We start from the raw sequence: 15,716 nt of genomic DNA, 5'->3' as shown, positions 1-15,716 counted from the left end.
AGCGGAGAATACCGCGGATCACCCCCGCCCGCAGCGCACAGGCACGACTCCTCACGAAAGTAAATATTTCCGCGGTTAAATCTTGGCCGTTCGGTTATGGACTATCCCACTCATCGAAAATATTGACGACGAATCGATACAGATCCTACGGTGAGTTTGTTTGATTCGGATCACAGCGGGAATCCCGATGTGTCCACGGTCCGCTCGCACAACTCACGCGAGCTTGCTGCAAAGGAGTGCCACATGCCTGCACCACACACACTGCCCGGCCCCAACGCGGACCTCTGGGATTGGCAGATGCACGGTAAGTGTCGTGGTGTGGACTCCTCGGTGTTCTTCCACCCCGACGGAGAGCGCGGTCGTGCCCGCGCCCAGCGGGAGAACCGCGCGAAGGAGCTGTGCCGCACCTGCCCCGTGCTGGCCCGTTGCCGCGACCACGCCCTCGCCGTCGCCGAGCCGTACGGCATCTGGGGCGGCATGTCGGAGACCGAGCGGGAGATGTACACGAGGCAACGACGGCGGAAGGTCGCTGTGTGAGGCGGTCACCCGCCCCGTGATGACACCGTCACGGTCGTGACCATGTCGACACGACCGTGACGGTACGACCGGGAGGCCGGTTGGAGGAGATGCGTCGATACGACGAAGGCCCCGCAGGGAATGCGAACATTCCTTGCGGGGCCTCGCTGTATTCGTGCCGTCCGGAACGACTTTCACGTCCGGCTCGACCTACGGACCCGCCGGGCGGCGGGTCCGCGGCCCTGACCTGTCGCTCAGTGCGCGTGACCGTGGCCGTGCCCGGCCTCGGCCTCTTCTTCCGGCTTGTCGACGACGGCGCTCTCGGTGGTGAGCACCATGCGTGCCACCGACGCAGCGTTGACGACGGCGGAGCGCGTCACCTTCACCGGGTCGACGACGCCCTCGGCGACGAGGTCGCCGTAGGAGAGGGTCGCGGCGTTGAAACCCTTACCCGTCTCCTCGACCTTGCTCACGACCACCGCACCGTCGATGCCGGCGTTCGTGGCGATCCAGTACAGCGGCGCGGTGAGCGCGGTGCGCAGCGCGGCGACGCCCGTGGCGGCGTCGCCGGAGAGGGACGCCTGGAGCTCCTCGAGCGCGCGCGAGGCCTGAACGAGAGCCGAACCACCACCGGGGACGATGCCCTCCTCGATGGCCGCCTTCGCGGCATTGACGGCGTCCTCGACGCGGAACTTGCGCTCCTTGAGGTCCGTCTCGGTTGCAGCACCCACGCGGATGACGGCGACGCCACCGGCGAGCTTCGCCAGACGCTCTTCGAGCTTCTCGCGGTCCCAGTCGGACTCGGTGGCCTCGATCTCGCGACGCAGCTGGGCGGCGCGTGCCTCGATGTCCTCGGCCGTGCCGGCACCGTCGACGATCGTGGTGCTGTCCTTGGTGACGACGACGCGGCGGGCCGAACCGAGCAGGTCGAGTCCGGCCTCCTTGAGGGACAGACCCAGATCGGAGTTGATGACCGTACCCGCGGTGACGACGGCGAGATCCTCGAGGAAGGCCTTCCGGCGGTCGCCGAAGTACGGGGCCTTGACGGCAACGGCCTTGAGGGTCTTGCGGATCGCGTTGACCACGAGGGTCGACAGCGGCTCGCCCTCGATGTCCTCGGCGATGATCAGGACCGGCTTGCCGGACTCTGCGATCTTCTCGAGGAGCGGGAGGAAGTCGGGAAGCGAGCTGATCTTCTCGCGGTACAGCAGGACGAGCGCGTCCTCGAGGACGGCTTCCTGCGCGTCGATGTCGGTGATGAAGTAGGGCGACAGGAAGCCCTTGTCGAACTGCACGCCCTCGGTGACGACCAGTTCGGTGTGCAGCGTGGAGGATTCCTCGACGGTGACGACACCGTTCTTCCCCACGCGGGTCAGCGCCTCGCCGACCATCTCGCCGATCTCCTCGTCGCGCGAGGACACGGTGGCGACCTGCGCGATGGCGGTCTTGCCCTCGACGGGAGTGGCGGACGCGAGCAGTGCCTCGCTCACCTTGTCCGCACCCTGGGCGATACCGGCTCCGAGCGAGATCGGATTGGCGCCTGCGGCAACGTTCTTCAGGCCGGCCTTGACCAGCGCCTGGGCGAGAACGGTCGCGGTGGTGGTGCCGTCACCCGCGACGTCGTTGGTCTTGGTCGCGACACTCTTGACGAGCTGGGCGCCGAGGTTCTCGAACGGATCCTCCAGCTCGATCTCACGGGCGATGCTCACACCGTCGTTCGTGACGGTGGGACCACCGAATGCCTTGGCGAGCACGACGTGCCGGCCACGCGGGCCGAGCGTCACCTTGACGGCGTCGGCCAGCTGGTCGACACCGCGCTCGAGAGCCCGGCGCGCGGTCTCGTTGAACTCGATTTGCTTGGACATGTTCTGCGACTACTCCTGGACTCGGATGTTCCCCAACGTATTCCGCCCCGGGTCCGAAACGGGACACCGGGGCGGAATGCAAGCGGCCTACTTGGCGACGACAGCCAGGACGTCGCGCGCAGACAGGATCAGGTACTCCTCGCCGGCGTACTTGATCTCGGTTCCGCCGTACTTGCTGTAGATGACGACGTCGCCTTCCTTGACGTCGAGCGGGATGCGCTTGTCGCCATCTTCGTCCCAGCGGCCGGGGCCGACGGCGACGACGGTGCCCTCCTGGGGCTTCTCCTTCGCCGTGTCCGGGATGACCAGGCCGGAGGCAGTCGTCGTCTCGGCCTCGTTGGCCTGGACGAGGATCTTGTCCTCGAGCGGCTTGATGTTCACGCTCGCCACGATGAGCCCTCCACTTTCAGGGGTAATGGGGTCCGAGAACCGGTGTTCTCGAACACGGGTGTGTTCAGTCATCACGGTGACTCCGCACGCGTCCCGTCGTCGCGGGTGCCGGGCCGGCGCTCGGTGTCACTAGCACTCTATACACGCGAGTGCCAGCGCTCAAGGGCAACGGGTGCAAACACGCCGACCTGCATCGAACCCGGCGTCATGTTACGGTTGAATAACGGAAACCCATGAGCGTGATCGTTCGGTGACCTCAGCCGAGGTAGGCCCTGGACGCCTGGTCGTCGATCACGCACGGAAGGTGAACAATGCCCACGTCGCTCGGCATCTCCGTCGGCGCCTCCGGCGTCGGCTCGGCCCTGCGCGTCGATGCTGCACACGCGCCCACAACGGAATTCCGCAGACTCGCCTCCGAGTCCCAGCCCGGGCGCGATCTCGGAGATCTCGTCTTCGACGCCGTCTCGCTCACGTCTCCTCGCGGAACCGCCCGCGGAGCCGACGGCCCCGACATCATCACGGTCGCATACCGCACCGAGGAGCAGGCGAACGAGATCCGCACGGCCGCCGAGCGGACGGGCCACATGGTCCGTCTCGTTCCGGAGACCACCGCCGCCCTCGAATACCTCTACACCGTGGGAGTCCGTCGCGAACCCGGCGCGATCGCGCTCGTGGACATCGGAGCCACCGGCACGACCGTCTCCGTCCTCGACCGCGAGACCGGCACCCTGCTGCGGTCCGCACGCACCGAGACCGTCGGCGGCGATGCCCTGACCGCACGTGTACTCGATCATGTCCGCAACGCCACCGAGCGGATGCGCACCCGGCGGCAGATCGACCCCGGCCTGCTGGCGGCCCGGTGCCAGGGTGCCCAGGAGGCCCTCTCCTCGGCGCCGACGACCCGCATCGACATCGCCGAGGCCGGTCCCGACGCGACGGTCACCCTCACCCGCGCGCAACTGGACGAACTGACGACCGATCTGGCCGACGAAGCGGCGGCGTTCACCCGGCGCATCTGCTCGAGCACCGATCCGGTTCCCGAGACCATGGCCCTCATCGGAGGTGCTGCCGCGTCCCCCGTCCTCGCCGCGGCGATCTCGGCGGAGTTCGACGGCGAGATCGTCACCGTCCCCGAGCCGGGAGCGGCTGCCGCGATCGGTGCGGCACTGTCGGCCGATTCCGCGTCCTCGGTCGGATACACCGTGGTCGGTGCCCTGTCGCGCACCGGCAACCGATCCTCGGGTCGTGTCTCCGGTGCGGTCGCCGGACTCCTGGTGCTCAGTGCGATCATGGCCGGCTTCGCCACCCAGCACTTCACCGAACGCGAGAGCAGCGACGCCCAGGTCTCGCCGCGTTTCACGAGCGGCGACGTCCCCACGCAGGAGGCCGGTCCCGGCGAGTCGGCCGTCCCGTCCCACGACCCGCCGCCCGAACCCGTGACGTCCCGGAGCACCCAGGACGCACCCGCGCCGACGACGGTTCCCTGGCCGTTGCCGACCGTCGAGCACACCGTTCCGTCGACCCAGGATCCGTGGCCCACCGCGCCCGAGTCGACGAGCACCACGGTGACGCCCACCCCGATCGATCAGGTGCCGACTCCCGGGTCGACAGCGGAGGAAGAGTCCGAGACGGACCGACCGCTCACATCGCCGGATTCCGAGACCGCACCGAGGCCCGATCCGGACTCCACGGCTCCGGACACGACCTCTCCGGACACCACGGCACCGGACACCACCGCTCCCGACACCACGGCACCGGACACCACCGCTCCCGACACCACCGAGCCGACGACACCGCCGGAGACGACGAGCCCTGCGCCCACCGATCCGGAGACGACCGAACCGAGCACCGGTGTGAGCCCGACACCCCCGTCGACCACATCGCCGACCGAGTCGCCGTCCGCATCGTCCACCGGTGCATATCCGACCGACGTGTCCTCGACGATCGCGTCCGTCACGGAGGAGAGCACGACCGTGCCGTCCACCGGACAGACCACGACGGGCGACACGACCACCGGAGAGACCACCACCGGCTCCGGGACCTCGGAGATCGCTCCCACCTAGGCAGCGCACCCTCCTCGGGTGGCAGTCGGTCGGGAACGGTCAGGCCACGATCTGCGACACCGACACCGACAGGCCCGGATCCGTCGCAGCGCCCAGCGAGGACGGCTGCGCCCCCGCGGCGATGAGATGCGCGCCCAGCGACGCGATCATGACGCCGTTGTCGGTGCACAGCTTCGGTCGCGGCACACGCAGGGTGATACCTGCGGCAGCGCACCGTTCCTCGGCGAGTTCGCGGAGCCGGCTGTTGGCGGTCGCTCCGCCACCGAGGACGAGCGTGTCGACACCGAGATCCTGGGCGGCCCGCACGGCCTTCATGGTGAGCACGTCCGCCACCGCCTCCTGGAAACCCGCAGCGACATCGGCGACCGGCACCGGTTCGCCCGCACGTTCCTTCGCCTCGACGAAGCGGGCCACCGCGGTCTTGAGACCGGAGAACGAGAAGTCGTGACGCGCGTCGCGCGGACCGGTCATACCCCGCGGGAAGACGACCGCGGTGGGGTCGCCCTCCCGGGCCAGCCTGTCGACCTCGGGACCGCCCGGATAACCGAGTCCCAGAAGCCGCGCGACCTTGTCGAAGGCCTCACCCGCGGCGTCGTCGACGGTGGTGCCGAGTTCGACGATGGGCTTGCCGAGATGTTCGACGTGCAGCAGATGTGTGTGGCCACCGGAGACGAGCAGCGCCACGCAGGGCGGCATCGGTCCGTGCTCGAGGGTGTCGACCGCGACGTGGCCCGCGAGGTGGTTGATCGCGAAGAACGGCACGTTCCACGCTGCCGCGTAGGCCTTGGCGGCGGCGACACCGACGAGAAGTGCTCCCGCGAGGCCCGGCCCGATGGTCACGCACACCGCGTCCGGCTTCTCGATCCCGGCCTCGTCGAGGGCGCGCCGCATCGTCGGCACCATGGCCTCGAGGTGGGCGCGGGATGCGATCTCCGGCACCACACCGCCGAAGCGGGCATGCTCGTCCACGCTCGACGCGACGGCGTCGGCCATCAGCTCGAGGGTGCCGTCACCCACCCAACGGACGATGCCGACACCGGTCTCGTCGCACGAGCTCTCGATGCCCATCACGACGGGGCGCTCGGGCAGCTCGAATCGGGGGCTGGTGGTGCTCACGCCGGTGACTCCTCTCGCGGGTCCGGACGACGCATCGTGTACGCGTCCGCGCCGCTCGGCTGGTAGTAACGCTTCCTGGTTCCGACGATCTCGAAGCCCTCGCGCCGGTACAGGGCGATCGCCGCGTCGTTGTCGGTGCGTACCTCGAGGAAGACCGGCCCGCCCCAGCGGTCGGCGACGGCCAGTAGCTCCCCCAACAGGGCTCCGCCGATCCCCCGGCGGCGCGCCGCGGGGTCCACGCCGATCGTGTGCACCTCGGATTCGGGTTCGATGGCCGTACCGAGTCGCGCGAGTCCCGCGTAACCGATCAGCCGGCCCTGGGGGTCGCGCGCGGCGAAGTAGCGGTTGTGGGGCGAGGCCAGCTCCGAACGGAAGGCGTCGGCGCTCCACGGGTCGTCGCCGGGGAACAGGATCTGTTCCAGTTCGGCGCAGCGGGGTGCGTCCTCGGGGCGCAGTGCGTCGATGACGACCGCGTTCTCGGCGGCCGGATTCTCCTCGGGTGTGGCGTTCATGCGCGGCGGTTCGCGGTCTCCACCGCGTCGGGGCGACGCAGGTACAGGGGCACGAGCGGCTCCGGGTCGGCGCCCGCGCGCAGGGCGTCGGCGGCAAGGGTCACCAGGCCCGCCGGAGACGGCGTCTGCACGTCCACCGCCGGAAGGTCGAACAGCGCGACGTGCGTCGGCGAGCCGGCCACCCGCACCGACGGCTCGGCGGGCACGTCGGCGGGCTTGCGCACCTCGGGTCCTTCGACGCGGCGGCCGCCGGAATAGCGTGCCCAGTAGACCTCGCGCCGACGGGCATCGGTGACGACGAGCAGATCGGCGTCCGTACCGTGTTCCCGGTGGACGTCCGCGGCGATCGCGTCGAGGCTGCACACACCGTGCACGGGGATGCCGAGAGCATCACCGAAGGCCGCAGCGGTGGCCATGCCGACGCGGAGACCCGTGAACGGGCCTGGTCCGATGCCGACGACGATCGCGTCGAGATCGGTGGGTGCGGCGCCGGCCTCGGCGAGACATTCGAGGATCTGCGGGGTGAGGACTTCGGCGTGCGCTCGCGGATTGTCGAGCACGCGCGCGGCGACCGTCTCGGGCCGGGGATCGTCCCGACCGCGGTCGAGACGGACGACTCCCGAGGTCACGGCGGGGGTGGCGGTATCGACGGCGAGCACGAGCACGATGTACCAGCCTACCCCGCACGACCTGCCCGGTCGGTGCGCAGTGACGGAAGCCACCGGCATGTGGGCTTCCGCTGGGTCAGCCGATCCACTCCCACGAGGCACGGCGGACGTCGGTGCCCGGGTCGCGCCGGAGCCGGACCCTCAGATGCCGTTCGGCGAGCTGTTCGACCAGGCCACCGCCCCATTCGACCACCACGACGGTGTCGGTCAGGTCGGTGTCGAGGTCGAGCGCGTCGAGTTCGTCGAGGGCGTCCGGGCCGTCGCCGAGACGGTAGGCATCGACATGGACGAGCCCGACCGGTTCGCGTCCCTCCGGACTACCGGGACGGTGTTCGCGGGCGATGACGAAGGTCGGGGAGGTCACGCGTCCCTCCACCCCGAGGCCGGCGGCTATCCCACGGGTCAACGCCGTCTTACCCGCGCCGAGCGGTCCGTCGAGCACGACGAGGTCGCCGGCCCGCAACTCGGCTGCAAGCCGCCGCCCGAACGCCTCGGTGTCCTCCACGGTCGGCAGTTCGATGGTCTGCTCCCCCACCTGTGGCCCACTCGATTGCGACTCACCCAATTGCGATCTGCCTTCCGTTCACTCCCTGCGTGAAACTCCGCTGGATCAGGCGATCGAGGGCACGGTCGACCACCTCGGGGAACTCCAGCTGCACGAGGTGCCCGGCACCGCGTACCCGCTTGAGTTCGACGTCGGGCAGTTCCTCCGCCAGCGCCTCGGAACTCGCGTACGGGATGACCATGTCGGCGTCGCCGGACAACACCAACACGGGCACGGTGCCCAGGACCGGAAGCGCCGCGGACTCGTCGTGCAGTTCGAGGGTGCGGAGGAAGTTGACGATGGTGAGCACCGACGTCTCGTCGAGCATTCGGTCGGACAACTTCACCAGGCGAGGGCTCACGACCGTACCGTAGGACGCCGCGCGCAGGATCGGGGTCACGACGGCACGGGCCGCGCCGCGCGCGAACTGCACGAATCCCGGTGCGGTACGCGCCGCGTACCGGAACGCGTCGATCACCGGGTTCTCGAGATTGCGTCCGATACCGGTCTTGCTCAGACCTGCTGCGGTGGTCGCGAGGAGACCGACCCCCACGATGCGTTCGCCGAACAGGTCGGGTCGCTGGGAAGCGAGGGCGATCGCGGTCATGCCGCCCATCGAGTGGCCCACGACCACCACCGGACCGGTGGGCGCGACCTCGTCGATCACCCGGCCCAGGTCGCGGCCGAGCTGCGCGATGGTGCACGTCGCGGCGCCGGAGAAACCGGATTCGCCGTGGCCACGCTGGTCGTAGAAGACGGCGCGCACGTCGCGTCCCCACTGTTCGCGCAGGTGCCGGTACTGCATGTGCCAGGCCTGCATGCGCAGGCAGTAGCCGTGGACGAACACGACGGTGAGCGGAGCCAGGGACGAGCCGCTCTCGCGGACCACGAGCGGGACACCGTCCTCGGTGGCCACGATGCGGCGCGGGAGCCGGAGGATCTCGTCGAAGTCCTCGTTCTGATAGATCTCGGGGGCGGGCGCGCCCGCGGTCCTGACCGCGTACAGTCCCGCCGACGATGCGAGCGTCGCGAGGCTCGCACCGAGGAGTCCCATCCTGTTCACGAGGGACATGACGTCACGCTCCCTTCGCTCCGACATAGGTCCGGACGGTCCGTCCGCCGATGCCGGTCACGATCTCGTAGTTGATCGTGTCCAGCTTGTCGGCCCAGTCCTGGGCGTTCGGCTCTCCGTGACGCCCGTCACCGAAGAACAACGCCTCGTCGCCCTCGCTTACTCCTGCACCGTCGGGGCCGAGGTCGACAACGACCTGATCCATGCACACGCGCCCGATCTGCGGGCACCGGCGCCCACCGAGCTGCACCTCGATGCGCCCGCTGAGATTGCGGCGGATCCCGTCCGCGTATCCCATGGGCAGCAGTGCCACCGTCGTATCCGCGGGAGCGGTCCAGGTGTGCCCGTAGGACACGCCGTCCCCCGCCTTCACCTTCTTCACCAGCACCACCCTCGCCCGCACGGTCATCACCGGCCGGAAGCCCAGATCTCCGAGTTCCGGGATCGGTGTCAATCCGTACATCGCAATTCCGGGCCGAACCATGTCGAATCGCAGGTCGGGACGGGTGACGGTGGCGGCGGAGTTCGACAGGTGCACCACTTCGGGAGCCAGCTGGTGCCGCCGCAGATCCGCGACGGCCTCGCTCAGCCGATCGCGCTGCTCGGCGTTACCCGGATGCTCGGGTTCGTCGCCGTGGGCGAGGTGCGAGAAGGCTCCGCGCACGCGCACGGCACCCTCGGCCTGTGCCCGGCCCAGGTCGCGCAGCATGTCGTCCCACTCGTCGACGGCGACACCGTTGCGGTTGAGACCGGTGTCGACCTTGACCGTGACGGTCGCGGTGGCCCCGACCCGACGGGCCGCCTCGACGACGGCCGCGAGGTGCCGCGGCGAGGACAGGCCCAGTTCGACCCCGGCCTCGACGGCGGGAGCGAAATCGGAGTCGGCGGTGTGCAGCCACGACAGGATCGGAGCCTCGATACCCGCGGCACGGAGTGCGAGGGCCTCGCCGAGCGTCGTCACACCCAGTTCGCGGGCGCCTGCGGCGAGCGCTGCACGCGCGACCGGCACGGCCCCGTGGTTGTAGGCGTCGGCCTTGACGACGGCCATGACCGCAGCCGGACCCGCGTACTCCCGGAGCGCTCGTACGTTTTCCGCCACGGCATCGAGATCGATGACGGCTTCGGCTTGGGGAAGGACGGTACGTGCAGGTCGCGGGGTGCGTTGGGTCGTGGTCACATCTGTCGATCCTGCCACTGTGCCGTCGGACGCCGACGTCGTGTCCCCGTGTGCCACGTCACGATTCGGCAATGTGGGTGCGCAGCAGACGAATCGAGTCGCCGAGTCGCGAGAGGATCGCGCTCGCCGAGATCGGCGCCGCTCCGGGGGACTCCGGGTCCTGCGCGGCCAGGTTCGCGGCGAGCGCGTGGGCCCGTGCACCGGCCGCCGCGGCCAGGTCCACCGGCATGCCCGACGAAAGCAGCGACCCGATGACACCGGCCAGCACGTCCCCGGCACCCGCGGTCGACGCCCACGACCCGCCCGCATCGTTGACGAAGACGTGCCCGTCGGGCCGTGCCACGAGAGTCGCGCGCCCCTTGAGCAGCACGTGCACACCCCAGTCGGCGGCGAGGGAACGTACCGCCGCGACCCGGTCCGGTTCGGGGCGGTTCCCGGTCAGGCGTGCGAACTCGCCGGCGTGCGGGGTGAGCAGGGTGGGCGCGGACCGGCCCCGCACGAGACCGGGTTCCCGGGCGAGGAGCGTGAGCCCGTCGGCGTCGACGAGCACCGGCAGGTCGGTGGCGAGGATGTCGCGCAGGTTCGCGCAGGCCTCGTCGTCGGTACCGGCACCCGGCCCCACGGCCCAGGCCTGCACCCGCCCGGTCTCGGCCACCGAGGGCGACACGACGACCTCGGGGAACCGCGCGAGCACCTCGGAGGCACCCGACCCGGCGTAGCGCACCATGCCGGAGGTCGCGGCGACCGCCGCTCCCGTGCACAGCACACCCGCCCCCGGATACCGGGCGCTGCCGGCACGGATACCCACCACACCCTGGGAGTACTTGTCGTCCTCGGCGCCGGGCACCGGCCAGATCGCACCGATCTCGGACGGTTCCGCCGCGACCAGCCCGGCCTCCGGGAGTGTGAGTCCGATGTCGACGAGTTCGACACGGCCGCAGCGCGCGGCGGCGAGCGCATGGACCGGTTTGTAGGCGCCGAAGGTGACGGTCACCGCGGCCGTGATCGCAGGTCCGTCGACGGCACCGGTATCGGGATCGACACCGCTCGGGATGTCGACGGCGATGATCGGCGCGGTGATCTCGTCCACGACCGCGGCCGCTGCCGGTCGCAGCGGGCCGCGTCCGGAGATGCCGACGATGCCGTCGAGCACGAGGTCCGGGTCGCCGACGTGCTCGGGAGTCGCCGAAAGGATCCGTCCGCCGGCCTTCCGCAGTGCCCGCAGACCCGCCGGGTGCGCCCGATCGGGGGCGAACAGCAGCGCGGTGACGGACACGCCACGGCGACGCAGGAAGGCTCCCGCCCACAGCGCATCGCCGCCGTTGTCGCCGGACCCGACGAGCAGACTCACCCGCCGACCGGCGATCCCACCGGTGCGTTCGCGCAGTTCGGAAGCCACGACCCGCGCGAGTCCGTAGGACGCGCGCCGCATGAGCGCCCCCTCGGGGAGAGACTCCAGCAGCGGCGCCTCCGCCGCACGGACCACGTCGGACGGGTGAAAACTGCGCATCGTCCCTCCTGCACCGGCGGGTGGGCCGCTATTCGACGGTGACCGACTTCGCGAGGTTGCGGGGCTTGTCGACGTCGTAACCGCGGGCCTGCGCGACCTCCGCGGCGAAGACCTGCAACGGCACCGTCGACAACAGCGGCTGCAGCAGCGACGCCGACGACGGGATCTCGACGAGGTGATCGGCGAACGGCCGGACCGTCTCGTCGCCCTCCTCGGCGATGACGACGGTGACGGCTCCGCGGGCCTGGATCTCCCGGATGTTGCTGAGCAGCTTGCTGTGCAGCACGGCGCGGCCCTTCGGCGACGGCATCACGACGATGACGGGCAGCCCGTCCTCGATCAGCGCGATCGGGCCGTGCTTGAGCTCACCGGCGGCGAAGCCCTCGGCGTGCATGTACGCCAGTTCCTTGAGCTTGAGCGCCCCTTCGAGCGCGACCGGGTAGCCCACGTGCCGGCCCAGGAACAGCACGGCCGGCGAGGCCGACAGCTCACGCGCCAGCGCCCGCACCGGCTCCATGCCGGTCAGCAACTCGGCGATCTTCTCCGGCATCGCCGCCAGGTCCTGGTACTCGCGGGCCACCTCGTCGGGATACTTCGTGCCGCGCGCCTGCGCCAGCGCCAGACCCACGAGGTAGTTCGCGGCCATCTGCGCCAGGAACGCCTTCGTCGACGCCACACCGATCTCCGGGCCGGTGCGGGTGTAGAGCACCGCGTCGGCCTCCCGCGGGATCTGCGCGCCGTTGGTGTTGCACACCGCCAGCACCCGCGCCTTCTGATCCTTGGCGTGCCGGACCGCTTCGAGGGTGTCGGCGGTCTCCCCGGACTGCGAGATCGCCACGACCAGCGTGGACCGATCGAGCACCGGATCGCGGTAGCGGAACTCCGAGGCCAGTTCGACCTCGACGGGCAGGCGGGTCCAGTGCTCGATCGCGTACTTGGCGACCAGGCCCGAGTGGTACGAACTACCGCAGGCGACGACGAAGACCTTGTCGATGTCGCGCAGTTCCTGATCGGACAGGCGCTGCTCGTCGAGCACGATGCACCCGTCGACGAAGTGACCGCGCAGGGTGTCGGCGACCGCGGCCGGCTGCTCCTCGATCTCCTTGAGCATGAAGTAGTCGTGGCCGCCCTTCTCGGCGGCGGCGAGATCCCAGTCGATGGTGAACGGACGCGTCGCCACGTCGGTGTTGCCGTCGAAGTCGGTGACCTCGTAGGAGTTGTTCGTGATCACCACGACCTGGTCCTGACCGAGCTCGACCGCCTGGCGGGTGAACTCGATGAACGCCGCGACGTCCGAGGCGATGAACATCTCGCCGTCGCCGACCCCGACGACCAGCGGCGTCGACCGGCGCGCGGCGACGATCGTGCCCGGATGATCGGCGTGCGCGAAGACCAGCGTGAACGCACCCTGCAGCCGGCGCAGCACACTGCGGGCGCTGTCGACGAAGTTGCCCGCCGTCGGGCCCTCGGCGTAGGCGCGGGCCACCAGGTGCACCGCGACCTCGGTGTCGGTGTCGCTGGCCAGCTCCACGCCCGACTTCTCGAGCTCCTCACGCAGCGGCGCGAAGTTCTCGATGATGCCGTTGTGCACCACTGCGACCTTGCCGGTCGCGTCGCGATGCGGGTGCGCATTGCGGTCGGTGGGACGACCGTGGGTGGCCCACCGGGTATGCCCCATCCCCGCGGTACCGGCGAAGTGCTCCTCGCCGATCTCGGCGAGCTCGGCCTCCAGATTGACCAGCCGCCCCGCCTTCCGCTCGACGGCCAGAGCACCCTTGCCGTCGAGGATGGCGATTCCCGCCGAGTCGTAACCCCGGTACTCCATCCGCCGCAGCGCTTCCACCACGACGTCGAGAGCACGACGGTGCCCGACATAGCCCACGATTCCGCACATGCCTAGCAGGGTACTGGTCGACCCCCGTCCGGGAACAACACACCGGTGAGCCCGTACACCTGCATCGGGGCACGCCGTCCGGTACGCACCGACCCCGGCGGGCAGCGCCATCCGCTAACGTTCAGGCCGTGGCGGCGAACCCCAAGAAACTGGCTCAGGAACTCTCCCGGCGCGGCCCGCACTCGGTGCTGCGCGGCGACCTGGCGCTCGCCGGTCAGCCGGGTGTCGTGTACACCCCCGCGGAAGGCTTCGACCTGCCCGCGATCGCGTTCGGGCACGGCTGGCTCACCGGGGTCACGAAGTACACGAAGCTCTTCGAGCACCTCGCGTCCTGGGGAATCGTGGTGGGCGCCCCCAACACCGAGCGCGGACCGGTGCCGTCGGCGATCGGCTTGTCGACCGACCTGCTCACCACCCTCGACATCTGCACCGGCGTGCGTCTCGGCACCGGGCGGATCAGTGTCCATCCGTCGAAGCTCGCGCTGGTGGGCCACGGCTCGGGCGCCGGAGCGGCGGTGCTCGCCGCAGCGAGGCGTGAGGTGGCGGCCGTCGCCGCGCTCTACCCCTCGCCCGTCTCCCCTGCCGCCTCCGACGCCGCGGGCCGCGTGCGGGCACCGGGCCTCGTCCTCGTCGGTGAGAAGAGCATCGGGTCGATGACCAGCGATGCCGTCGCGGTCGCCCGGGGCTGGGGCAGCGACGACGTGCAGTTGCGGGTCGTCGACAAGGCGAACGACGAAGGACTCGTCGAGGGGCGCCGCCTGCTCGGCGCTCTCGGCGTCGGTGGTGCGGAGCGTCGCACCCAGGAACGCACTCGTGCGCTGCTCACCGGCTTCCTGCTGCACCGTCTCACGGGCGACAAGACGTACACGATCTTCTCCGACCTCACCACGGAGCTGCCCGGCTCCACGGTGATCTCCGACCCCGACGTCGTCGATCGTGATCTCGGCACGCAGGTCAACCTGCTCCTCGGGCGCTGACGGACCTCCGTTCCGTCGTTCGCGTCACAGCGGCCCGGCTTCCGCGAGCACGACTCCCGTATCACCCTCGTCGTTCTCGTTCTGCCGACGGTCGTCCTCGAGCGGTCCGGAGGCATGTTCGCGTCTGCGTTCGCCCGGGCGGATCCCGGGAACCGTCAGCAGTGCACCTTGATTCGGCGGGTCGCTCGGTCCGTGCTGCATCGACCCGTCGTCGACGACGGGAGCCACCGTCCCGGTACCGGACGCGCCCCCGGCCGCCCCGGCACCCTCGGCGACGCGTTCGGTGGTCGTCGCCAGGTCGGTGACACTGCCGGCGATCCGGCGGCCGGCCTCCTCACACGCCCCGAGCACCACGTCGACGGCGTCCCGGACCGCCGGGACCAGACGTTCCTCGACCCATCTCCGACAGTCGGCGGCAGGGTCGGCCACGTCGCCACCGGGCGGGTCGCCCACGTCGCAACCGGGCGGGTCGCCGAACCAGCGGGCATGCTCCTCCGGGCTCGGTCCGTGCGGGCTCCCGCTCGCTCCGGCGACGATCGTGTCGATCTCGTCCCTCGTGCGACCGTCGACGGTGCCTTCCGCGAGATCCCCGACGACGCGGGCCTTCTCACGCAAGGCCGCGGCGATCGCGGTGGCGGCCGACTCCAGAGCGACCGCGAGATCGGTGAGCGACGAACACAGCGCCACTCCGGCACGGACGGTGGCCGTCAGCTCCGCGCGAGCCCGGTCGGCGGCGGATCCGTCCCACGACTCGTCGAGTTGCAGCAGGAGACGACGCTGTTCGTCGGTCCGACGACCGAGGGAGGTCGCCAGCGAGCGCGTCGTGGCGGCGTCGTCGGCGAGGGCGGGCAACGCGAGGGTTCGTTCCTCGTCGTAACGTGCCCGGACGTCCGCGACGCAACAGCCGGACTCGAGCCCGAGAGCATGCAGGGACTGCACGAGGTCGGTCAGACGGGCCAGGCCGGGCGCTCCTGCATCGAGGATGTCGCCTGCGCTCTCGGGAGGGGTCCTCACGGCTGCCGGGTCCCTGCGTCGCCGAACCCGACGCTGTCGAGTTCGGCGCCGGTCACAGCGGTGACGGCGATGCCGGTCGCGTCGTCCTGGTGGCGGTAGGTGTCCGCCGCGGCGCGCAGCGCATCGGCATGCGCCTGCACGGTCGCCGCCCAGGTCTCGCATGCAGCACGCATCCTGCGACAGCCGGTCTCGACGCGGACGCCGGCCGCCCGGTGCGTCGATCCGGCACCGGAGCCGTCGAAGACGAGACCGCCGAAGCCGCGACGGATCTCGTCGTCGGCGTCCTCGGCGACCTCCGCGAGTCGTGCCGCGACGGCGCGCACCGCCTCGCCGTCGAACCTGATCGTGCCGTGCTGTGTCGCCGCGCTCTGCTGCTGTGTGTCCATGTCCGCCCTTCG

General features: G+C 70.2%; 15 protein-coding genes. 3 read left to right on the top strand and 12 right to left on the bottom strand.

Annotated elements, in window-relative coordinates; translation table 11 throughout:
* The first annotated feature begins 243 nt into the window (after positions 1-243).
* On the top strand, positions 244-537 hold the full coding sequence (locus B9C99_RS09240) for a WhiB family transcriptional regulator (RefSeq protein ID WP_006550073.1): 294 nt from the start codon (positions 244-246) through the stop codon (positions 535-537).
* A 233-nt stretch (positions 538-770) separates the two neighbouring features.
* Here the strand turns inward: B9C99_RS09240 and groL are convergent, their stop codons facing one another.
* Complete coding sequence (gene groL / locus B9C99_RS09235) at positions 771-2,381, bottom strand: chaperonin GroEL (RefSeq protein ID WP_088897630.1); 1,611 nt, start codon at positions 2,379-2,381, stop codon at positions 771-773.
* Between the two features lie 87 nt (positions 2,382-2,468).
* Positions 2,469-2,771, bottom strand: coding sequence for a co-chaperone GroES (gene groES / locus B9C99_RS09230; protein WP_006550071.1), 303 nt, complete (start codon positions 2,769-2,771; stop codon positions 2,469-2,471).
* Positions 2,772-3,082: 311 nt separating this feature from the next.
* Here groES and B9C99_RS09225 point away from each other — a divergent pair, with 311 nt between their 5' ends.
* Positions 3,083-4,834: an Hsp70 family protein gene (locus tag B9C99_RS09225; RefSeq protein ID WP_088897629.1), complete on the top strand. Its 1,752-nt coding sequence runs from the start codon at positions 3,083-3,085 to the stop codon at positions 4,832-4,834.
* Positions 4,835-4,873: 39 nt separating this feature from the next.
* Here B9C99_RS09225 and tsaD read toward each other — a convergent pair whose 3' ends face one another.
* The 8 genes from tsaD to glmS all read right to left on the bottom strand — a co-directional run bounded on the left by tsaD (position 4,874) and on the right by glmS (position 13,327).
* Positions 4,874-5,902, bottom strand: a complete 1,029-nt coding sequence (gene tsaD / locus B9C99_RS09220; RefSeq protein WP_088897727.1) for a tRNA (adenosine(37)-N6)-threonylcarbamoyltransferase complex transferase subunit TsaD — start codon at positions 5,900-5,902, stop codon at positions 4,874-4,876.
* 44 nt (positions 5,903-5,946) lie between these two features.
* Positions 5,947-6,462: a ribosomal protein S18-alanine N-acetyltransferase gene (gene rimI / locus B9C99_RS09215; protein ID WP_088897628.1), complete on the bottom strand. Its 516-nt coding sequence runs from the start codon at positions 6,460-6,462 to the stop codon at positions 5,947-5,949.
* The gene (gene tsaB, locus B9C99_RS09210) at positions 6,459-7,127 is read right to left on the bottom strand and encodes a tRNA (adenosine(37)-N6)-threonylcarbamoyltransferase complex dimerization subunit type 1 TsaB (RefSeq protein WP_088897627.1); all 669 of its coding nucleotides are present in this window, start codon (positions 7,125-7,127) and stop codon (positions 6,459-6,461) included. The genes rimI and tsaB overlap by 4 nt, the downstream gene beginning before the upstream one ends.
* A gap of 79 nt (positions 7,128-7,206) precedes the next feature.
* Positions 7,207-7,665: a tRNA (adenosine(37)-N6)-threonylcarbamoyltransferase complex ATPase subunit type 1 TsaE gene (tsaE, locus tag B9C99_RS09205; RefSeq protein ID WP_088897626.1), complete on the bottom strand. Its 459-nt coding sequence runs from the start codon at positions 7,663-7,665 to the stop codon at positions 7,207-7,209.
* Between the two features lie 22 nt (positions 7,666-7,687).
* Entirely contained in the window at positions 7,688-8,746 is a 1,059-nt protein-coding gene (locus B9C99_RS09200) for an alpha/beta hydrolase (RefSeq protein WP_016690938.1), read from the bottom strand.
* A 4-nt stretch (positions 8,747-8,750) separates the two neighbouring features.
* Positions 8,751-9,923, bottom strand: coding sequence for an alanine racemase (gene alr / locus B9C99_RS09195; protein ID WP_088897625.1), 1,173 nt, complete (start codon positions 9,921-9,923; stop codon positions 8,751-8,753).
* Positions 9,924-9,981: 58 nt separating this feature from the next.
* Positions 9,982-11,433, bottom strand: a complete 1,452-nt coding sequence (locus B9C99_RS09190) for an NAD(P)H-hydrate dehydratase (protein WP_088897624.1) — start codon at positions 11,431-11,433, stop codon at positions 9,982-9,984.
* A gap of 28 nt (positions 11,434-11,461) precedes the next feature.
* Entirely contained in the window at positions 11,462-13,327 is a 1,866-nt protein-coding gene (glmS, locus tag B9C99_RS09185) for a glutamine--fructose-6-phosphate transaminase (isomerizing) (RefSeq protein ID WP_088897623.1), read from the bottom strand.
* 128 nt (positions 13,328-13,455) lie between these two features.
* Here glmS and B9C99_RS09180 point away from each other — a divergent pair, with 128 nt between their 5' ends.
* On the top strand, positions 13,456-14,304 hold the full coding sequence (locus B9C99_RS09180) for a hypothetical protein (protein ID WP_088897622.1): 849 nt from the start codon (positions 13,456-13,458) through the stop codon (positions 14,302-14,304).
* 24 nt (positions 14,305-14,328) lie between these two features.
* Here the strand turns inward: B9C99_RS09180 and B9C99_RS09175 are convergent, their stop codons facing one another.
* Complete coding sequence (locus B9C99_RS09175; protein WP_088897621.1) at positions 14,329-15,318, bottom strand: hypothetical protein; 990 nt, start codon at positions 15,316-15,318, stop codon at positions 14,329-14,331.
* Complete coding sequence (locus tag B9C99_RS09170) at positions 15,315-15,704, bottom strand: hypothetical protein (RefSeq protein ID WP_088897620.1); 390 nt, start codon at positions 15,702-15,704, stop codon at positions 15,315-15,317. Before B9C99_RS09170 ends, B9C99_RS09175 begins: the two co-directional genes overlap by 4 nt.
* Between the last annotated feature and the right edge of the window lie 12 nt (positions 15,705-15,716).

This window comes from Rhodococcus sp. BUPNP1, from assembly GCF_002215235.1.
Classification (GTDB): Bacteria; Actinomycetota; Actinomycetes; order Mycobacteriales; family Mycobacteriaceae; genus Rhodococcus.
Note: the sequence above shows the minus strand (reverse complement) of the source record. Positions and strands in the feature narration are given on the sequence as shown.